Source organism: Lachnotalea glycerini (genome assembly GCF_003201285.1).
In the GTDB taxonomy this organism is placed as follows: domain Bacteria; phylum Bacillota; class Clostridia; order Lachnospirales; family Lachnospiraceae; genus Lachnotalea; species Lachnotalea glycerini.
Window position 1 is genome coordinate 547,405 of record NZ_QICS01000001.1, and the last position, 21,611, is coordinate 569,015.

Sequence of the window (21,611 nt, forward strand, 5' to 3'; positions counted from 1 at the left end):
AATCCTCCTATTCCAAAACTTTCGCAGCCTTTGCAAGCTTTAATACTCTTTTTGCCCTTAAAACAATAGGCTTATCTATCATTTTTCCATTCAACGCAATTACACCTGAACCTTTGGCATTTGCTTCTTTTATCGCCTCCATAATGGCTAATGATTTTTGAATTTCTTTTTCTGTAGGAGTATATATTTTAATGATTGGTTTAATTTGTCTTGGATTAATTACAGATTTTCCATCAAAGCCCAATTGCTTTATCAATGTTGCTTCATGAATCAGCCCCTCTTCATTATTGACATCTGAATAAACAGTATCAATTGCTGCAATTCCGGCCGCTCTTGCGGCGTGAAGAATCATACTTCTGGCAAATAACAATTCTATTCCATCTGGGGAACGATTTGTTTTCATATCGGTAACATAGTCTTCCGCTCCAAGTGCAATACCAATCAGTCTCTTACTTGCCAAAGCAATTTCTCTTGCATTGAGAACGCCTTCTGCGCTCTCTATTGCTGCCATCATCTTTGTAACTCCTACTTCTTTTCCAATTTCTTTTTCGATTCTTTCAATTTGCTGTTCACAAAACACTACATCTTCTGCTTTTTCTGTTTTCGGAAGTCTGATTACATGAACACCTGCTCTAACCATTGCTTCTAAATCTGCTATTCCAACTTCTGTTGCAGGATCATTGACACGAACCACTAGCTCTTTATCACCATAGTCAAATGAAGTAAGTGCGTAATAAATCAAGGCTCTGGCTGCATCCTTTTCAGCAATTGACACGGAATCTTCTAAATCAAACATAATACTGTCACTATTATAAATGTATGCATCCTTTACCATACCTGGATTATTTCCCGGCACGAACATCATTGTACGTCTTAATTTTTCATCCATCATTATTGCTCTCCCCACCTATAATCAGTTGATTCACATGCTCTATAGATTGCGGTTTCGACTCTTGCTTTAATAACACAGTCCAAAGCACCTTTATCAATTGCGATAATTTTTGCATCTTTTAATTGAAGTCTGTTCGCACTTGCTTCTATTACTGCTTTAATTTGTTTTCCAAACTGCTTTTCAACGGAACTTTCTAATTTAATATCAATTCCATTTTTATCACTTTTGCAGACTGTAATCATAATATCACTTGATTCCATAGTTCCTGCAACACCAGTTTTTACGACTTTCATTGTCATCCTCCTCGATCTATTTTTTTACTTTGTTATTTGCTATATTCTCATTATAAAATCAGCATCTTAAAAGCAAATAAAAAAGTCTTAAAAAATTTTAAGACTTTTTTATTATTTTAAAAATAACCTCTTCAATTGTGTCAATTGCAATGGGCTTAACCATATATTCTTCAATTACCTTTGATTCTTTAGCTTCAATTATTTCCTTTCTTAACATTCCGGTAATAATTATAATTGATATCTGAGGATATTTTTGTTTTATACTCATGGCAAGCTGTATCCCATTCATATCTTTCATAGAATCATCGGAAATAACAATATTGTAACTATTATCCTCCTCAAACAGTTCCAGGGCCTGAAGAGGATTGCTCTTTCCTTTTACTTGATAACCATGGCTTTTTAGACCTTTTTCCAATAATCGTAATACCTTTGGATTATCATCTATTACCAATATTTTAATACTTGTATCAGAACCTATTATTGATTTATTTGTAGCAATATAATTTTTCTGATTTGCTTTTTCTGTAAGCGGAAAGATTATAAAAAACTTTGTTCCTGACAAAACCTTACTCTTAACGAATATAATACCCTTATGTGAGGAGACTATATTATTAACCAGAGCCAGACCCAATCCCACTCCTTCACTTCCTTTTGTAGTAAAAAAAGGTTCAAATATCCTTATAGCAATATGATCCTCTATTCCACATCCGTTATCCTCTACGACTATTTTTGCAAATTTACAATTATATTTCTTTAAAGCTTCTAATGATTCATGTTGGAAATTTTCTAACTCTTCTTTTTCAATCTCATCATATCTAATTACTACTTTACCTTGATTATTTCCAATTGCATAATAAGCGTTCATAATTAAATTAAGCATAACTTGATTAATTTGTGTAGCATTACCAAAAATTCCATTTTCACTTGACTGGATTTGTGCTGAAATTTCAATATTATCAGGCTTCACTGATTCTGCCATTTTTTTTACTCTATTTAACAACTGATTCATATCAACAAATTTAAATACCGTATCCATATTCTGTCTGCTCAAACTGGATATTTGATGAATAATTTCTTTGGCCTTATCAGCCGCATCGTATATCTCTGATATATCCTCATAATAGATATCGTTTTGATCCATACTGTTTATAATTAAGCCGGCATATCCCATAATCGGTGTTAAAAGATTATTAAATTCATGCACAATTCCTCCCGTCATTGTCCCTATAATTTGTAGCTGCTGTTGATGTGCCATAAGCAATTCGTTTTCATGTATAGTTTGTAATGACTTATTTAATTCCTTTAAATACTCATTTTCTTTGGCAATTATATTTCTTCTTCTAATAGATAGTATAATATAAATCATCAAACCCGCCACACCGATCACCACTAGTATGGATAATAATACAATTCTCATTACATCATTTATAATAAGCTTAGCTACTGCAGAATAATCCATGACTGCACTTACAATGAGAAATCCTTTTTCAATTTCAGCATGCGTATAGGCAGTTATTTTTTTTACTAATTTTGGGTTTTCCTCCGCCCACCAATAGGATTCGTAAACTTCACTACCTTCCTCTTTGAGAATTTGATTATTTATCATATTTTCTAAACTGTCATTTTTAATGTCGATCGATGGATATAAATTTTGTCTGTCATCAATCGCATTAATACCGATTTGATTAGAAAGTTTATGCATAATAATTGTCGCATTGGAATCCTTTACCATAACATAGCCTTGATCACCTAAGGTAATATAGGATACAAGTTCTTCATACAAATGTTCTAAATTAATCATGATAAATAATTTATAATTTCTATTATCTTTTGTCGAAATTGCCATAAACATCTGATTATCTGAATTTTTTAATAATATAATCTCTCTGTCTTGTTCAATGCTGACATCTGATACCTTCTCATATTGAATATCTTTAGCTGTATAAAATGGTACATCATAGGATTCTTTGCACAAAAGCATATTGTCTACTTCCCATGAATGTGTATCCAGATAAGAATGAATTAATGTATCTATTTTATCGCAGCTTCCTGTTTCACAATATTCCTCTTCTCCTGCTAAATACTCTGGTGAAGAAATCAGATATTCCATATCATCTTCACTTCTTTGAATTGTTGTCTCAAGTGCTGTAGCAACATTTTTTGATATAATAAGCAATTGCTTTTCCTGATTTTCAATTGTAATATCGAAATAACCCTTGCATATATACACTAATAAAATCCCTATTAATCCTGTACAAATTATCATAATAGCAACTATATATTTGGTACTATTATTTTTTCTAATTCTCATATGCATCCCCTTAAAATTTTAATTCATCAAAACACTTATAATTTTATGTTACAATTTGTTGTTTTTAATTTTTATTTTGTTATAATAATTAAATATATTGTATAAATACAGGAGGTTATTATGTCAGGTAAAGTTCTGATCGTAGATGATGATGTCGCAATTCGCAAGTTATTGTCAAAGGTTATTACAACAAATGGGCTTGAACCACAGACTGCATGTAATGGTACTCAAGCTCTTGAACTAATTAAATCTTTTACCTATAAACTGATTTTATTGGATATAAATATGACCGATATAGATGGATTTTATGTAATTAAAAAAATCAGACAGCAAGGTCTTAATGTACCAATTATAGTGGTAAGTGGTCGTAATGAGGATTATGATGCGCTATACGGTTTGGATCTAGGGGCGGATGATTACATCATGAAACCCTTTAACCCTGTCATACTTGGAGCCAAAGTAAAGGCTTTAATTCGACGTAATGCCGCTTCTGCTATTTCTAATAAAACAATACAGCAGGTTGGTCCCTTTCAGTTTAATAATGCAACAATGAAATTCTACAAAAATGATATTGAAATAGTTCTTTCCTCTAAAGAATCTCAAATGATGAAATTGTTTTTGGATCACCCAGGCCAAGTATATACAAAAGATATGCTTTATGAGCAAATATGGGGCGACTGTATTGTGGATGAAAATGCAATTATGGTTTATATCAGTCATCTTCGTAACAAAATAGAGCAACACCCAAAACGACCGAAATATTTATTAACCGTTTGGGGTGTTGGTTATCAATTTGTTGTTGAATAAAATTCTTCAATAATATATTGATAAGTTGATGGAGGAACTAAGCTTTTTATTTCTTCAAGCTTATTTTCTTCCATATTCTTTCTGACCATTGACGCACTAATTGCTACACCATTTCTTTTGACTCTCTCAATTTCTACCAATTCTACATCACATTTGTTTAAGTACTTCTTTAATTGCTGATTATAGAATGCTGTAAGTCTACAATTTGGCTCTGTACCAACAAACCTTTTTTTTATATTTAATGCTTCTATTATATATCTTCTAAATATTTCAATATCCAATTTACAATTTATCTCTTCTCCTCTTGCCTTATCCTTAATAAAATAAGTAGGAAATGTAGCCGGAGAAATCAAATAATCCTTAGTTTCATGTAATATTACATTTGATAATTCCTTAGTACCTTCATATACAAGCTTAAACCTAGCCGTTTGTGAAAACATACTGACATCATTGGAAACAACAAAAATATGAAGAATATCACACATACTGGCACTTTTCTCTATTAAATATTGATGCCCTAATGTAAAAGGATTACAATTCATAATGATAGCACCTTGCAGTACTTGCTTCTGATTCATATTTTTGAATTTTTGTTGCGTTTTCTCTTTTATTTCACCCACGTATTCTTTAATGCCATGCTTTAAATTTTCCATTAATAAAACATCTTCTGTTTTAGCAATTTCATAAAATCCAAAATCAGAAAACATCTTTTCATTAGCAGGCTTGGTATATAGAAATAAATGATTCTGATTATTCACAAAGGCTTTCCATGTCAAATTGGTCATCACTTTGGAAAGCAAACCTTGTCCCTGATATTTTTCGTCAATCGCAATGCATTTTAATACATTTTGATCCAGGGATCCCGTACCTATAATAGAATAATTTTCATCTATTAAGTTACAGGAATATTGAATTTGATTGTCATAGCTTAAATCCTGCAAAGATAAAAACTGCTTTAATTTTACTAATTTTTCTCCGGTAAAAGGTTCTCCTGTCTGTATTTCTAATTCATTGTTAAATTCATAATTCATATTAACCTCACACATACAAATTTATTCAATTTCTTCTAATTTTCCGTTTTCAATATTCATAACAAATCCTCTTATTGTAATGTCTTTTGGTATTAATGGATGTTTTTGCAGTAAATGAATCGATTCTCTTACAGATTGAGATACATTTTCAAACCCTCCAAGCCACCGTTGAAAGTCAATGCCTCCAAATTGTATCATATCAATGTTTTCTTTTGAAATATTTCTTTGTTTCATCTTAGTAAGTAAAGAATTTACATCAATATATCCAACTCCACAGTCAGTATGCCCAATTACCATAATTTCCTCCACACCCAATTCAAAAATAGCAATTAAAAGGCTTCTTACTACACTTCCATATGGATGTGAAATTACGCCACCAGCATTCTTAATTATCTTACAGTCCCCATTCTTAATACCTAAAGCCGCCGGAAGCAAATGTGTCAATCTGGTATCCATACAGGATAAAATAGCAATTTTCTTATTTGGATATTTACTCTCTGTCTGATACTCAAGATATTTTTGCTGTTTCACAAACTCTTTATTATAATCTATAATACTATCAATCAAAGTAAATGCCTCCTATATTTTAAGACTTAATATACTTTAATTATAGCGAAAAGTATGTACTGTAGCAAGAATACTTAAAGGATTTTAAGATTTTCTTTCACTACATTATAATTTAAAAATAAAAGTTGCGATATTAAAATAAATACAAATAGAACAAGTATCCACTAAAGTAGTAATCAACGGTGCCGCCATTATGGCCGGATCCAGTTTTACCTTTTTGGCCACCAAAGGCAGTACACATCCTACTAATTTTGATATTATTACGGTTGCTATCAAAGAAATAGCAATAACTAATGCCAGCTTAAAATCTTGATACATTAACCATATTCTAAGTCCATTTGCCAAAGCTAAAGCAGCACTGACAAGAATTGCTACCCTGAATTCTTTCCACATAACCTTAAAAATATCAGTATAATTTATCTCATCAATGGCCAATCCGCGAATAATCAGTGTAGCGCTTTGCGATCCGCAATTACCACCAGTATCCATTAGCATAGGAATGAAAGATACCAATATTGGAATGACTTGAAATGCCGCCTCATATTTTGTTATGATGGTTCCTGTAATCGTTGCGGAAAGCATTAGAATCAGAAGCCATAAAACTCTATTTTTAGCATGAGTAAAAACACTCGTCTTAAAATAGGACTCATCACTTGGATTCATAGCTGCCATTTTAGTCATATCTTCTGTTGTTTCATCGGTTAATACATCAATAGCATCATCTATTGTTACAATCCCGACAATACATTGTTCGGAATCAACTACCGGTATTGCAAGCAAACCATATTTACGAAACAGATTGGCCACTTTTTCTTTATCATCATGCGTATTAACTGAAATAATGTTTTTTTCCATCAATTCCTCAATCAGAGTTTCATCCTGATGGATTAAAAGGTCTTTTGCTGAAACTGCGCCGAGTAATTTTCTATCATGAATGACATAGCAAGTATAAATGGTTTCACTGTAAATCCCTACGCGTTTTATTTTCTTCAAGGCTTCCTTGACCGTCATATCTTCATGTAAATCAACATATTCTATTGTCATAATGCTTCCGGCACTATCATCAGGATAACGCAAAATTTCATTAATACGTATTCTTGTTTCTTTGTCCAGATTCTCTAATACTCGATTTACTACATTAGCTGGCATATCCTCCACCAAATCAACCGTATCATCAGTATACATGGAATCTAATACTTCTTTCATTTCTTTATTCGTAAATATTTTCAAAAACATTTCTTGCTGTTCTCCGTCCATATAGGCAAATGCTTCTGCTGCCTTCTTTTTTTCGATTAAACGAAAAGCAATCACATTTTCTTTATCTGAAAGCTCTGCCAATAACGAAGCAAGGTCAACAGCATTCATTAAATTCAGTGCTTCCCGAATTAATTTAAGTTCATTTTTTTCAAATAATTCTAAGAATTCTTTCTTATCCATAGCATATCCTCCATATTTTTCTTTCATTTTTCCCTTTTGCATATGCCCGTCATAATCCATTGACCTCACCTCTCTTTCTTTTATTGCAGATTAAATTTCTCACTCATTTTTCAAAGCAGAAATAATTAAATAGCTTCACGTCAAAAAACCTCGTCAAAGTTAAACAATGACGAGGTTATCACCTAATAATACCCTTCATTACTCAAAATAAAGTAACGCCACCGTTTGAGCTTTGACTTTGCAGGGCATGTTGCATGAGCAACGTGAAATTGCATTAGATTATACCTTCTTGTTCGATATAGCCTGTTCAAACCAGCTCATAGTGTCTCCACCATTTCGCGGCAGCAATCCATATCCCTGTAGTAGCCTCACCTACCGGAACTATTTAAATAATTTCGAGCTAATTATAAGTTATAATTTGACTTATGTCAATATTTTTATTTCTAGATTCTTGACATTTTTATTTTTAATCGCTTTGAAACTTATCCTATCTAGATTTTTTATAGTTTCAAAAATAAGTATCTATGCTCTATCTTTCCTATGCTTTTGGGTAAATATTAATTATGGTATCCCGTTTGTAATAGTTCCATTCTTTATTGTATAAATACCTGTGTTATTAATGTAATAGTTATTGCCATTATTATTATCCCAGCTTCCGTTGCCATTATTAAAACAGACTGTCAACGTTTTTTCTCCAGCCATATCAATCGTTACCACTTTATATCCGTTTATTTTCGAATCTTTCATCTTAATTCCAGGTACACTTGTCCAATCTTTATTACCAATTTTATAATGAATATTGGCTCCTGACCAACTTGAGTAATAGTATATTGTAATTTCATTCTCCTGATTAGTAATTAATCCATCAATACTATAGGTTCCACCATCTATAAGCAAAAATCCTTGCTCTTGACTACCAGGTGCCTGATTCGTGCCATCATTAAATATAATTAAAGGTTCCTCATATTCCTCTTCAAATGAATAACTATATACACCATTTTCATTAATTTTCATGGCTTCACCTGGCCATGGAGCAATTTCTTTTACTGATGATTCACTCTCATCATAAACATATGCATAAATATTATTTGACCAAGAGGTTGGCTTTTGGAAATAAACTGTATTTTCTTTTCCAGGTTCTTTTTTAATTAGAGTATACTCTTTACTATATTTTTCTCCATTGGTATCATTTCCTGAAAGAACCAAAGTATAACTTGTGTTATATGCATCTCCTTTTCCTATCGTAATAGTGTCCCCATCTGAAAATGATTTGCTTGTACCATTATTAATTTGATAGGTTGCATTTGTTATATCCTTAGCTCTAAGTATAATATCACAAGTATCTGAAGTAAAATATGCTTTAAAATTCTCTATATATAACTTTGATCCATACTCGCTATCTTTCATTAACACTGATACTGATCGACTTGGAATTGTTCCAGACAGTTTACCATTTGTAACATAATACATGGTTTGATCATCGGTAATACTGTTATAGGCAGCATCAGCTAAATTAGTTGAAGTATTAACCGTAACGTCATTATAGCTTGTATTCACAAGTACTGCACCTTTTGTACCTCTTTCAATCATAAGAACTTGTGAATTGTTGTTGGGATTTATAAGATTTTCGCTTTCTCCTATCATAGCATTTCTAAATTTATTAACAGCTGCTATTTCATCATCCTTATAAATATCACTTCCTGCTATTCCAATTGTATTACTACCCCATTTATTATTGGTTGAACTGCCATAAGGTCTATCAAAAAACAATGGAACACCATCTTTACGAGCTGTTATTACTGCCCAGGCAAGCTTTATTTTGGTATCATCAAATTGTTGCCATGTTCCGTCATTAATATAATTATCATGTGATTCAACCCAAGTTACAAGTTTAGAAGTATCTACATCACCAACTTGATAATTTATAATATTTGAAACGCTTAAATTATTGCCATTTATTGCATTTCTGATTTGATATCCATAACTGCTTGCTGTTGTTGAGCCTATTACTTTAATATATTCCGAAATTCTTTCATTGCCGCCTTGTAATACTTCACCATAATTAAATATCTCAGAAGCATTTCTGATTTCAGAAGTTACCCTTGTCCAGAAATTATTTACTACACCATAAGGTCTATCATCATCGGGTAAGCCTATATGTTTGGCTGTATCATATCGAAATCCATCTGCTCCGCATGCAATACAATCGTTTAAATATGATATAAAATAATCTTGAAAACCACTATCTTCAGTGTTAACATCCGGCAGGCTTATAAGTGAGTACCTTGTACATTGAAGCCTATCAGACCAATTAGATACTGCTGTAAATCCTGTGTCGTGATATAAATTTCCGTTACATGCATTGATTAGATTTTTAGATACTTTCTCTGTATTATTTGCTGTATGATTTGGAACTACATCTACAATTATTTTTATATTGTATTCGTCTGCTTTTTTGCACATTGCAATAAATTCATCTCTAGTTCCTAGTTGATAATTTCCTATCTTCCAATCTGTAGGTTGATAATGCCACCACCATGCGCCGTCAGTTCCATTGCTTGTATCTGATCCCATAAGCTTCATATTAGAATAATCAGAATTAATTTCATTTATTGGTGATGTTTGAATACTGGTAAAACCAGCATCTGCTATATCCTTCATATTCTCTTTGATTGTATGAAAGGACCAACAAAAAGCATGTAAAATTGTACCATCTTCAATCCTCTCATTTGTATTTACATTTAATAAATCATTAGCATTTACAGATGAATCTTGCATATTCTGAGCATTTGCACTTAGTATATTATTTTGAATTAAAATTATAAAAAGCGCAAATATTAACAATGGTGTCAATAGCTGCTTGAAGCTGAGTTTTATAGTTCTGTTTTTATTTATCATCATAACAACCCCCCTATTAATCAATAAGTTACCTAACTATCTACCCTCCTTTTTTATTTTTTATTCTCATTTTTGAATCATTCATTGATAACAACTATGATTCAAAATATATTGAATTCAAAAAAAATAGTGCTTAAAATAGACTTTTTGCATATAATATAGAGTAGTGTTTTTATTGTATAATTAATCCCTGCATGATATAATCTATTTGGGTAAAAGGTAACGCAAGTTAAAATGCCAAATGCCTATTACTCTTATGAAATGATAGAAGGTTAAATTCTAGCTTTCTATCCCTTTATTTAACGGTCGTTGACTTTGCGTGAGGAACGACCGTTAATTTCGTTTTCAATGATTTTATCAATTTTATCAAATGTAAAACTTATTAATTTTGAAATCAACGCCCCTATAATTATTTCATATATTTTTTGCATAAACACTGCCCCTCTTTCATATAACAAAACTTTGTTTACTATATGTTAAGACCTGACATGTTTGGCAATTTTCTTCCGCACCTTTTACCCTACTTTAATGATAACAAATCAAACAGAAAAGAACAAGTTTTTTTGTGTGTAATATATAATATTTTTCTTTTATAAACTGATAATTTATGACATTTGCTTTTTAAATTTGAGTATTTTATTGCTTTTTTAAAGTTATTTAACTATTTTCACAAATTTTTTTTTCCCAATTCGGATAACATCACCACACGCCATCACAATATTTAAGTCACTTATCTTTTCGCCGTTTATGCTTATTCCTCCTTGAATAATTAATCTTCTAAATTCACTGCTGCTACTTACATAATTATTTTCTACCAACAAACCAATCACATCCGACAGCATATCTTTTTGGTATTCTATGACTAGCTTTGGAATATTATCTGGTATTGCTTTTGTCTCGAAAGCTGCATGATAATAATCATATGCTTTTTGAGTTTCTCTGTCCTCAAAGTACAATCCTGTAATTGTCAGAGCTAGTTGAAGCTTGATTTCTTTCGGATTAAATCCGTCTTCTAATTTTTTCTTAAATACTAAAATCCGATCTGGATGCTCATCGGTTGCTAATTCAAAATATTTTATAATAAGACAATCCGGTATTTCCATTACTTTTTTAAACATTACCTCGGCACTTTCATTTACTCCGATATAGTTACCGAGACTCTTACTCATTTTCTCTATTCCATCTAAGCCTTCCAAAATCGGCATAAATATAGCAACCTGAGACTTTTCACCTCTGCTTTTTTGTAATGTTCTTCCCATTAAAATATTAAAAGTCTGATCTGTTCCTCCTAATTCAATATCTGCTCCTATTGCTACCGAATCATAGGCTTGCATTAATGGATAAAAAAATTCATGTAAGCCAATTGTTATCTTTTTCTGATATCTATTCTGGAAATCGTCTCTTTCTAATATTCGAGCAACCGTGGTTGTTGAAGCCAGCCTGATTATATCTTCAAAGTTCAGTTTTGCCAGCCATTCACTATTAAAACATACTCTTGTTTTATCTTTGTCGAGTATCTTAAAAATTTGTTCACAGTAGGTTTTGGCGTTTTCTTCCACTTGTTTGGTCGTTAATGCTGCTCTCCCTTTTGCTTTTCCGGTGGGATCTCCGATTTTGCCGGTAAAATCTCCAATTATGATAACTGCTTTATGACCTAAGTCCTGCATTTGTTTCATTTTTCTTAAGACAACTGCATGACCAAGGTGTATATCCGGCGCACTTGGATCCAGTCCAAGCTTAATGGTTAACGGCTTGTTTTGCTCAACAGATAACTTTAATTTTTCTTTTAATTCTTCCTCATTAACCAGTGTATCTACTCCTTTTGTTATAATTCTAAATTGCTCTTCTACCGTTTTCATAGTAATCTCTCCTTATATTCTTGTCAGCGTTAAGATTTAGAAAAAGCATCTAGGTTTTTAATTCGGAGTTTTTTTATTCTTTAAAATTCGCTTACTTTATTACTTCACTATAACTAAATTCCTCTAAAGAACAAAAAAAAGCTCCCGTCCTTATTCAAAAGGACGAGAGCATCATCTCGTGTTACCACCTTAAGTTTATAAACAGCTCACACTGTTTACCTTTTCAAGTACTCCATTATAATATGGGTAATACTCTAGCACTATAACGTGTGCGGGAATCCGTCAGCAGCCTACTAGACTTCGTCGTTTGGTGTGAAGCTCAAAGATGTATTCATAGTAATTCGCCATGCACCTCTCATCAACCGGTAACTTTCTGTATGGAATCATTGCTACTACTTCTTCTTATCATAGCTTTTCTTTATCTTATTATTAATCATTTAATTAATTTCGCTTGTTTAATTTCATTTATTATATATATTTTCAAAATATTTGTCAAGGCATTATTTTTCGTACAGCAGAAATTATTTTTCGTACAGCAGAAATTTAATTTTTTCCAAAATTGTAAGCAATATCTTTAATTACTTCTCCTGCAATTATCAATCCTGCAACAGATGGCACAAAAGCATTGCTTCCTGGAATCGATCTTCTTTGTGTACATTTTCGTTCTGCACCAGGCGGACAAATACAATTTTGCCTACAGCTAATAGCCATATCTTCCAGAGGTTTTATTGGTTCTTCCTTCGAGTATACGACCTTTAAGCTTCCTATGTTTCTTTTTCTCAGTTCACGGCGCATTACCTTAGCCAACGGACAAATTGAAGTATCGTATATATCAGCCACTTCGAATTTAGTTGGGTCTAGCTTATTTCCTGCCCCCATTGCACTAATAATTGGTACATTGTATTTTTGAGCCTGCATTACTAATTCTATTTTAGCCGTAACTGTGTCAACTGCATCCACTATATAGTCATAATTTTCGAATTCAAACTGATCTGCATTGTCCGGTAAAAAAAAGCACTGATACTTATTCACTTGTGTTTTAGGATTGATATCATGGATTCTTTCCTGCATAATCTCAACTTTATATTGTCCTACAGTTTTTCTGGTAGCTATAATTTGTCTATTAATATTTGTCAAACAAACCTTGTCATCATCAATAATATCAATCGTGCCAATCCCGCTTCTTGCTAATGCCTCGACGGTATATCCCCCTACTCCTCCTATGCCAAATATGGCTACTCTGGCCTGCTCCAAACGCTGCATTGCATCTTTTCCAAATAAAAGCTCAGTTCGTGAAAATTGATTTAACATATTCTCTTTCCTTTTCCTACTAATTTGATAATATTTCTAGGAAATAGTATAAAACAAGTTGATAAAAACGTCAACGTTTTACGTTAACTGCTTTACTTATTCTTATGATTTGGGCATTCTTTACAAATATATTTCCAGCCTACTATTCTTTTAAATTTTTTTGGTATTATCGGTTTATTCTGATAGGATTGTTCAATTGTATTTTTGCATTCTTCCTCACTAATTTCCTGATTCAAGACAAAACATTTTAACATTTTATTTTCCTTTCTTATTTGAGTAAAAGTGGATTAATATGCATCCTTCATGTAGTATCTTTTTCTTTTTGCATTTGCTGCTTTCTTTACGATACACGGTCATCCTTAAAGAGTAAATAAGTGCAAACTGTAAATGTACAATTTGCACTTTTCTTCTATTAGAAAATCTTAATAATATCTTTTGACTGCTAAAATAGTCCTATATGTAACATTCCCATATTTAATCCCCGTTGCAGGTGTACTAGCATGTACTATTTGCCCATTTCCTATATAAATAGCAACATGTCCCGCATAACATACGATATCCCCTGCCTGTATATCAGAAAAGGACACTGATGTTCCAGATGACGCTTGTTCTCCTGATGTTCTGGGAATTGATATGCCAAAATGAGCATACACTGATTGCGTAAATCCAGAACAATCAGCACCATTGGTCAAGGATGTACCACCTGAAACATAAGGATTCCCAATAAATTGACACGCATAGGATGCAATGGAAGCTCCTGAACCGCTTCCTGCCGAACTATTAGTTGTAGTAGTTGATGTAGTTGTCGTGGTTGATGTAGTTGTTTCTGTGGAAGTAGTACTACTGGATGATGAATTTGAACTTTGAGTAGTTTTCTTTGCCGTCTCGGCTGCTTTCTTCGCTGCTGCTTCATCCGCTGCTTTTTTCTCAGCTGCTGCCAATTTTTTGATTTGCGCTGCCTGCTCTGTGATCATGTTCTGATAGGATTTAGCCTGTGCCTGTGCCTTGGAAAGCTCAGAATCAAAATCAGATACCTGCTCTTTCATATCCGAAATAGCAGCTTCCAGATTCGATTGCTGTTCCTTATAATCCGCCTCCAAAGCAACCATTTCTTCCTTTTGTTCCCCTAATTCTACCTGAAGTTTTGCAACCTCTTCCTTGGCCTGCTCATAATTCGTTAGCAACTGACTGTCATAATTATAGATTTCATTCACATACTCAGCCTTATTTAGCAAATCCGACCAGCTGTCTGAATCTAAAAACGCTTCTATATACATCGTATTACCATTTTCATACATGTATTTAATACGCTTTTTCATGGCAACATACTGTTCCTCTTCTTTTGCCTTCGCTGCATCGAAATCTTCCTGAGCCTGAGCAATTTCTACCTCTTTATTCGCCATATCATCCTCTAAAACCTGCAATACAACAAGCAAATCTACCAACTGATTGTTTTTATCGGATATTTGTGCTGACATATTGGACTTCTTTTGTTCCAGACTATTAATATTTTGCTTGATCGAATTTAGATTTTTCTCAGTTTCTTCTTTTTGCTTTTTCACCTCAGAAGAAGACGTTGCATGCACTGTATTTGTCATCATAGCCACAGCCAATGATAGTATTATTATATTTTTTACATATCTCTTCATTCGTTTCCCTCAATTATTTCACTCTATTTCATATCTCTACGCTTTGACATATACAGTTATTATACATCTGAATAACAATATATTCAACAGCAACTATAATGTATAATCTGACATTTTTCTAAGAGACGAAGCTCTTAACGAATATAACTAGTTCTTACCCTTGTTTCACTTTCAGGTAATGTGATACCGGCCTTTTTACCTGCTTCAATTGACTTTAAAAGCCATGCCATATTATCTGCCAATGCTCGAAGTATCTGCATACCTTCTAAATCCTTTTTAACCTCTTGTGGTGTGTTTCCATGAACCATATTCCAATAATGTGAAGACACAACAGGCATCTTGGCTATTGTAAAATATTTATTTAACTCATCTAATGATGCAGTAGTACCCGCTCTTCTGGCAGAAACTATTGCTGCACCAGGTTTATACGCAAAGCAAGTTTTTCCTGCATAATACATTCTGTCAAGAAATGAAATTAATGATCCGTTAGCAGATGCATAATATACCGGAGAGCCAATAATTAAACCGTCTGCTTCCTCCATTAACGCAATAGCTTCATTCACTGTATCATCATTAAATACACATCGATTTTGATTTGATGAGCATTTTCCGCACCCAATACAGCCTCTGACTGGTTTGTTTCCGATATGAAATATCTCTGTCTCAATATCATTTTTATTTAATTGATCTGCAACTTCCTTAAGTGCCGTATACGTACACTTTTCCTTATTCGGGCTGCCGTTTATTAGTAAAACTTTCATTACTCATCCCTCCTGCTGATTTTGATAAAGTTTCTCTGTAACATTATACCATAAAAATACTACAATACCTAATACTCATTTTATTCATGTTACACGCACACTGTTACATTTTCATTTCCATAATTCCAATTATATGTTACAATATGAAAGATTTTAAGAACAAAGTGGACAAGTCCGCACCAACTCCCTAATCCCTCACTCATGAGGGACTTGACTGCTTTGCCGCGTCGAATGCAGTCACGCAGTGACATTTTCCACTTGCATTCGTGCGCATCCCGCGGAACATTTTAATGTAATAGGACGCAATTTCCTATTACTTTAAAAAATAATTTATATGGAGGTTTTATGGACGATATATATGAAATTATAGAAAATCTGATTAAAGCTTCTGGATATTTATCCAGTATAAGCGGTTTTGATATTTATAATGAAATCTGCGATGAAGTGGACGGCAAGAAAAATGGAAGCTATGTATTCATGTCAAAGCATGATAATGATGATATCTTCGAATATAATCTTACCATTTTTGACGATGAATTTAATTTAAGCTCCTTGACGATTACTACGCCTGATGGTCAGAACTATTTCATTCCTTTTGACTAATCGCAAGCAGATGCAGTAAAACGTTTTTTATTTGCGTTTTACTGCACAATCTGATTTAGTATTTGATATAAAATGCGATACAATACTTTTGCATCTTCTTCCGGAATATTGATACAACTTCCAATCTTTGCAGGTATTTCAATCGCCTTGTTCTTTAAGGCTTCACCTTCCTTTGTAATTGTAACGATTAAATTTCTCTCATCCTGAGTTGAACGTTCTCTTTTTATAAATCCCTGTTTTTCAAGCTTCTTAAGTAATGGAGTCAATGTTCCCGAATCCAGATATAAGTATTTGCCAAGTGCTTTTACATTTAAAGATTTTTTTTCCCATAATACCATCATGGTTATATATTGAGTATAGGTAAGCTCAATTTCATCTAAATATGGTTTATACTGTTTTACTACTTCTTTCGCACATGCATATAATGGAAAACATAGTTGATTTTCCAACTTTAATAAATCATCTTTCATTTTTACTCCTAACTTTTAATGTTTTTACTATTCTATCATACAATTATATTGTAATCAATTAGGTTTAAGATTTTATCATTTTCTTTTAAATTCCATAATATGTATGATTCATCTAATTTTCACTATATATTCATGTACTATCTACATTTTCGAATTAGAATAATAAGACAAGCATTACACATACTATAGTAAGAAAACAAGTTCACATTATTATAAAGGAGGTTTCTTATGCCAGTACAAATATTTTCTGCTTTTCATAATAATTCAGAATATTCACCCATGTACTTTCGCTTTGAAGACGGAAATCACGGTATTCAAATGGTAGAAATAAAGCAAATTTTAAATTATAAAGAATTCTATTTAAGAAATATTAAATTTATCCGCTACTTATGCAAGGCTCAGATACTCAATCAGGAAACCACTTTAGAACTAATATATAATGTATCAAAACACACTTGGAAAATGTTTGATATACAAGAATAAATTAAAAAACATAACGTTTGCAATATACATTAGCAGTCTTAACAATAGGAAGATTTTTCTTCCTATTTTCAGTTAGTAAAAACTCGACAAATCAAACTTTTCCATCTTATCAAGGAAATCCTCTTCATTCGTATTTTCCTGTATTTTATTTCTGATACTAAGCATCCTAACATCAGTAGCTGCTATAATATCAGCACACTCCTTTAATTCCTTTGTAATCTCCTCTTCATTATTAATTACATGCTTATATCTTAACTGATGCTCTAAGCTTGCCCAAAAATCCATTGCAATGGTTCTGATTTGAACCTCTACTCTCATCATTTTCTTTTGATCGGAAAAAAATACCGGTATTTCTATTATTAAATGTAAACTTCGATAACCATTTAATTTGGGTTCATTAATATAATCCTTTTGTTCTACCAAAGCAATATCATCCTGTCTTACAAGCATGGAAGCAATTTCGTATATATCATCTACAAATGAACAAATCACTCGTACACCTGCAACATCCGATAGCGTTTCTTCAATGGAATCAACACTGATTATTTTACCTTTTTTTTGAAGTTTTTTGGCTATACTTACAGGTTTTTTAATTCTGGAACTGATGAACTCAATGGGATTTCTTTTATATCTTACCGATAATTCAGCATTCAGAACCTCCAATTTAGTTTTTACTTCCTTAATAGCACAATCATACATCATCATAAGCTCTTGAAATTGTAATGTTTGATTAATAAAAAATTCAGGATTTTTAATTAATTCCTTATCACCAATTACACTAATTTGCCCAACCTCTGTGTTTTGCTCTAAATCTGCCATAAATTAATCACCTCTTACTTACTTTTATCCTTGTTAAGAATACTCCTATTAATCTTGTAACCCCTCATTACCCGATTTCATATTTCTACTCCACTCGTCAGTAAGTATCAAACTAACACAAAATTCACAAATACTATAACATAAAAATGTGAATATTATAAGAATAATAGTTATATTTATTATGAAATTTTTATAATTTTGCTAATATTTATATTGCAAATTTGGGAACCTGTCTCTATACTAGAATGAGAAAAGAAGCCATTTCTTCTATAAACAAAAATAGATATGAAAAACTTTATAAAAAATAAATACTTGTTTTATCATACAATGGAGGTCATTATGTCAGGTTCAATATTAGGAAACTTATTTACAATAGCCACATGGGGTGAATCACATGGCAAGGGAATTGGTGTCGTAGTCGACGGTTGCCCTGCAGGGCTTAATTTATGTGAAGAAGATATTCAGTTATTTTTAAATAGAAGAAAACCCGGCCAGTCTAAATTTTCTACCCCGCGTAAAGAAGAAGATTCTGTTGAAATACTGTCCGGTGTATTTGACGGTAAGACAACTGGAACTCCCATTTCATTGATTATTTATAATCAAACACAGCGTTCTGGTGATTACAGTGAGATTGCAAATTATTATCGACCGGGACATGCCGATTTAACCTATGATGTGAAATATGGGTTTCGCGATTATCGAGGTGGCGGACGGTCCTCAGGCAGAGAAACTATTGGCCGTGTAGCTGCCGGTGCAATTGCCTCTAAAATTTTGAACACTCTTGGAATAGACATTTTTGCTTATACAAAATCCATAGGTCCTTTTGAAATTCATACTTTTGATCGAAATGAAATTATGAACAATTCACTTTATATGCCTGATGCCAATACAGCTCTTGATGCTTCTTCTTATCTTGAAGAATGTATAAAAAACCATAATTCTGCCGGCGGGAAAATCGAATGTATTATTTCAAATTTACCTGCCGGGGTAGGTGAACCTGCTTTTGAGAAGCTGAATGCAAATCTGGCTAAGGCTGTAACTTCCATCGGAGCTGTAAAGGCCTTTGAAATCGGGGATGGCATTGAGGTTGCAACAGCAACCGGTTTAAGCAATAATGATGCTTATCAATATGATGAAAACAGCAATATCATAAAGCTTTCGAATCATTCAGGTGGGATACTTGGAGGAATCAGTGATGGTACTGATATTTTATTGCGAGCATCTATAAAACCTACTCCATCCATTGCTGCGTCTCAGAAAACCATCAATAAATCAGGTGAAAATATTAATATTAATATTAAAGGCCGTCACGACCCGATTATTGTACCAAGAGCTGTTGTGGTAGTAGAATCTATGGTTGCAGTTACTGTGCTTGATATGTTATTTATGAGTATGACCTCAAATATGGATTCCATTAAACGCTTTTGGGAAAAACGCTAAACGGATTACAGAATAAGAACTCCTGTCTACTTGACAGAAGTTCTTGATACTGTATAACAATGCAGCAATTTATCAACATTCATCATATAGCATCCCTTTCATGCTACATAGCCAAAGCCAAGGATAGTAAACTTTTTATCTTCATCACCAGAAGCTAACTGTACCCGAATAACATGTTCCTTACTTTCGGTTTCGTTTAAAACAAGTATAGGGTTGCAATGAATCCAGCCATTCTGATGAGGATCTACGGTTCTAACCACTTTACCGTCCACATAAATATCTGCTTTTCCAACATCCATGGCTCCAGAATCCTTAGAAATAACAAAAAATGCTTTTACATTTATCTTTAATTCTAGATAAGGTTGCTTTTTAACACCATTTGTTCCATCATACATCCAATTATATGGAAATTCGGGTGTCCCCATTAGATTTTCATCCATTTCCACACATTGCAGCTCCTTATCTGTTTCTGTAAAATCACCAGGCTGAATCTTGAAAATACTGCATTTCATCTGTTTATCTATTAGTTTTACTTCTGTAAAGTCATCCCCAAGGACTGGCTTTTGCAATAAAAGTGATTCTGTTGGATCATCTGGTATTTCACTTTTATTACTATCCAACATACTATCTGACAGCTTAAATAAGTTAGTCAGACAGTCCGCCATAATAGTATGCCCTATATTACTTGGATGAAATACATCGTAGAAAAACTGGTTTTTAGATAAAACTTTTCCTTGTGCTTTGTTCAATTTAAATTGAGGTGTTACTGCATTAAGAATACTTACCATGGGAAGATCATAAAGCTTTCCTACTGGTGAAAGCCGCTCCTGTAAGTTCCAGTCGCTTGCAAATACAGCAAAAAGCAATATGACTGCCGGATGATTTGGAAGCTTTAAAATCTTCTTTACCAGACTCTCATAGCATATTCCCTTTGTCTCATCACCTTCATCATTAACTGCAAATTCAACAATTACCACATCAGGCTGTACGCCGTCCCTTAAAATATCCCGATCAAAACGAAGCATTCCAAGCTCGGATGGTGTCCCGCCTACTCCTGCTTTAACATAATGTACATTATCACCCGTTCCATACTTATATGCAAACTCCTGATAAGATTTATATGCATAGCACTCTTTATTAATTGGTATAGCTCCTGCTCCTTGAGTAATAGAACCTCCGATATAAGCAAGTGTAACATCCTCTCCTGCACGTGCCTTTCTGATGGCTTTCATAATACGGACTGCATTACCAGTCTGCATTAAGGAGCGTGCAATCATGATCTGGTAATCTTTTGAATTGACATCAACTTCCTCTTCGTCTATTATTATTGGCGCTGAGTATCCCTCATTGAGGTAAAAACGTACACTGGCTTTTGCAATCTTTTCTGGAACATCAAAAACAAATCTAATCTGTCCTGGTTCAAAATCATCCTCTGTCCACAGAACATCAGATAGATAAATTCTACTCTCTGCTCCATCCCCTTTTAGTTTCAATATAAGAAGTGAACCACCTCCATACACATCCTTTTGTCCGTACATTTGAAATACAAATTCAACACTATCTTCTGTATTCTCCGTTTCAATTGAAATACCAATACTATGTATCAATTTTCGAAATCCGTCCGTAGTCTTTAATAAATCCAAAATCTCCTGGTCTGCAATATTACCAGTAATCTGGGCACTATTAATCAAACGTCCATCATTTTCAAAAATAAACTGAACCCCTTTTCCATCTGTCTGTTTTGCTCCAAAAATCTCTTTTCCCCGCATAATATAAAAATACGGACGTCTCTTTTCAGGATCCCTTGGTGCCTTTGGTCCTTCCATTTTTTCTCCTCCTTTCAATTGCTATCTACTTTCTGAATTTGATCAAATTCTGCCAGCTTATGTACTACCTACCCATTACCAACATCCTCATCTCTTTTCTTATTATAGCTTTCTTTTTCATTCATTTCTTCTCAGATTTTGTTAATTACTATTC

General features: G+C 33.0%; 19 protein-coding genes, 1 riboswitch and 1 other annotated feature. Of the genes, 4 read left to right on the forward strand and 15 right to left on the reverse strand.

Annotation, left to right across the window (positions count from 1 at the left end):
- Nucleotides 1–7 precede the first annotated feature (7 nt).
- The 3 genes from citE to C8E03_RS02305 form a co-directional block, all read right to left on the reverse strand.
- Nucleotides 8–892: a citrate (pro-3S)-lyase subunit beta gene (citE, locus tag C8E03_RS02295; protein WP_242993344.1), complete on the reverse strand. Its 885-nt coding sequence runs from the start codon at nt 890–892 to the stop codon at nt 8–10.
- Nucleotides 892–1,185 carry a citrate lyase acyl carrier protein gene (gene citD / locus C8E03_RS02300; protein WP_094375617.1) on the reverse strand — a complete coding sequence of 98 codons (294 nt, stop codon included), beginning with the start codon at nt 1,183–1,185 and terminating at the stop codon, nt 892–894. Before citD ends, citE begins: the two co-directional genes overlap by 1 nt.
- A gap of 97 nt (nt 1,186–1,282) precedes the next feature.
- Nucleotides 1,283–3,496, reverse strand: coding sequence for a hybrid sensor histidine kinase/response regulator (locus tag C8E03_RS02305; protein WP_170122867.1), 2,214 nt, complete (start codon nt 3,494–3,496; stop codon nt 1,283–1,285).
- A gap of 120 nt (nt 3,497–3,616) precedes the next feature.
- On the opposite strand from C8E03_RS02305, the gene C8E03_RS02310 reads away from it, so the two are divergent.
- Nucleotides 3,617–4,303, forward strand: a complete 687-nt coding sequence (locus C8E03_RS02310) for a response regulator transcription factor (protein WP_110290170.1) — start codon at nt 3,617–3,619, stop codon at nt 4,301–4,303.
- On the opposite strand, the gene citC is transcribed toward C8E03_RS02310, so the two are convergent.
- The 9 genes from citC to C8E03_RS02350 form a co-directional block, all read right to left on the reverse strand.
- Nucleotides 4,285–5,334 carry a [citrate (pro-3S)-lyase] ligase gene (gene citC / locus C8E03_RS02315; protein WP_170122868.1) on the reverse strand — a complete coding sequence of 350 codons (1,050 nt, stop codon included), beginning with the start codon at nt 5,332–5,334 and terminating at the stop codon, nt 4,285–4,287. The genes C8E03_RS02310 and citC overlap by 19 nt on opposite strands.
- Nucleotides 5,335–5,355: 21 nt before the next feature.
- Nucleotides 5,356–5,901: a beta-class carbonic anhydrase gene (locus tag C8E03_RS02320; RefSeq protein ID WP_110290172.1), complete on the reverse strand. Its 546-nt coding sequence runs from the start codon at nt 5,899–5,901 to the stop codon at nt 5,356–5,358.
- A gap of 105 nt (nt 5,902–6,006) precedes the next feature.
- Nucleotides 6,007–7,338 carry a magnesium transporter gene (mgtE, locus tag C8E03_RS02325; protein ID WP_110290392.1) on the reverse strand — a complete coding sequence of 444 codons (1,332 nt, stop codon included), beginning with the start codon at nt 7,336–7,338 and terminating at the stop codon, nt 6,007–6,009.
- A gap of 210 nt (nt 7,339–7,548) precedes the next feature.
- Nucleotides 7,549–7,725: riboswitch (M-box (ykoK) riboswitch) on the reverse strand.
- Between the two features lie 174 nt (nt 7,726–7,899).
- Nucleotides 7,900–10,239 (reverse strand): starch-binding protein, encoded by a 2,340-nt coding sequence (locus C8E03_RS02330; protein ID WP_110290173.1) that lies wholly within the window; start codon nt 10,237–10,239, stop codon nt 7,900–7,902.
- Between the two features lie 650 nt (nt 10,240–10,889).
- Nucleotides 10,890–12,095, reverse strand: coding sequence for a tyrosine--tRNA ligase (gene tyrS / locus C8E03_RS02335; protein ID WP_110290174.1), 1,206 nt, complete (start codon nt 12,093–12,095; stop codon nt 10,890–10,892).
- A 155-nt stretch (nt 12,096–12,250) separates the two neighbouring features.
- Nucleotides 12,251–12,513, reverse strand: a binding site (T-box leader).
- A gap of 125 nt (nt 12,514–12,638) precedes the next feature.
- Nucleotides 12,639–13,406: a tRNA threonylcarbamoyladenosine dehydratase gene (locus tag C8E03_RS02340; RefSeq protein ID WP_110290175.1), complete on the reverse strand. Its 768-nt coding sequence runs from the start codon at nt 13,404–13,406 to the stop codon at nt 12,639–12,641.
- A 92-nt stretch (nt 13,407–13,498) separates the two neighbouring features.
- On the reverse strand, nt 13,499–13,660 hold the full coding sequence (locus tag C8E03_RS21825) for a hypothetical protein (RefSeq protein ID WP_170122869.1): 162 nt from the start codon (nt 13,658–13,660) through the stop codon (nt 13,499–13,501).
- Nucleotides 13,661–13,828: 168 nt separating this feature from the next.
- Complete coding sequence (locus C8E03_RS02345; protein WP_110290176.1) at nt 13,829–15,055, reverse strand: C40 family peptidase; 1,227 nt, start codon at nt 15,053–15,055, stop codon at nt 13,829–13,831.
- Nucleotides 15,056–15,189: 134 nt separating this feature from the next.
- The gene (locus C8E03_RS02350; protein ID WP_110290177.1) at nt 15,190–15,816 is read right to left on the reverse strand and encodes a flavodoxin family protein; all 627 of its coding nucleotides are present in this window, start codon (nt 15,814–15,816) and stop codon (nt 15,190–15,192) included.
- A 345-nt stretch (nt 15,817–16,161) separates the two neighbouring features.
- Between C8E03_RS02350 and C8E03_RS02355 the strand changes: the two genes are divergently transcribed.
- Nucleotides 16,162–16,419: a hypothetical protein gene (locus C8E03_RS02355; protein ID WP_110290178.1), complete on the forward strand. Its 258-nt coding sequence runs from the start codon at nt 16,162–16,164 to the stop codon at nt 16,417–16,419.
- A gap of 38 nt (nt 16,420–16,457) precedes the next feature.
- Here the strand turns inward: C8E03_RS02355 and C8E03_RS02360 are convergent, their stop codons facing one another.
- Nucleotides 16,458–16,889: a MarR family winged helix-turn-helix transcriptional regulator gene (locus tag C8E03_RS02360; RefSeq protein ID WP_110290179.1), complete on the reverse strand. Its 432-nt coding sequence runs from the start codon at nt 16,887–16,889 to the stop codon at nt 16,458–16,460.
- 228 nt (nt 16,890–17,117) lie between these two features.
- Here C8E03_RS02360 and C8E03_RS02365 point away from each other — a divergent pair, with 228 nt between their 5' ends.
- Nucleotides 17,118–17,372 (forward strand): hypothetical protein, encoded by a 255-nt coding sequence (locus C8E03_RS02365; RefSeq protein ID WP_110290180.1) that lies wholly within the window; start codon nt 17,118–17,120, stop codon nt 17,370–17,372.
- A 72-nt stretch (nt 17,373–17,444) separates the two neighbouring features.
- Here the strand turns inward: C8E03_RS02365 and C8E03_RS02370 are convergent, their stop codons facing one another.
- The gene (locus C8E03_RS02370) at nt 17,445–18,191 is read right to left on the reverse strand and encodes a GTP pyrophosphokinase (protein WP_110290181.1); all 747 of its coding nucleotides are present in this window, start codon (nt 18,189–18,191) and stop codon (nt 17,445–17,447) included.
- Between the two features lie 339 nt (nt 18,192–18,530).
- Between C8E03_RS02370 and aroC the strand changes: the two genes are divergently transcribed.
- Nucleotides 18,531–19,631 (forward strand): chorismate synthase, encoded by a 1,101-nt coding sequence (gene aroC, locus C8E03_RS02375; protein WP_110290182.1) that lies wholly within the window; start codon nt 18,531–18,533, stop codon nt 19,629–19,631.
- A 98-nt stretch (nt 19,632–19,729) separates the two neighbouring features.
- Here aroC and C8E03_RS02380 read toward each other — a convergent pair whose 3' ends face one another.
- The gene (locus tag C8E03_RS02380; RefSeq protein WP_110290183.1) at nt 19,730–21,457 is read right to left on the reverse strand and encodes an SGNH/GDSL hydrolase family protein; all 1,728 of its coding nucleotides are present in this window, start codon (nt 21,455–21,457) and stop codon (nt 19,730–19,732) included.
- Nucleotides 21,458–21,611: the final 154 nt, after the last annotated feature.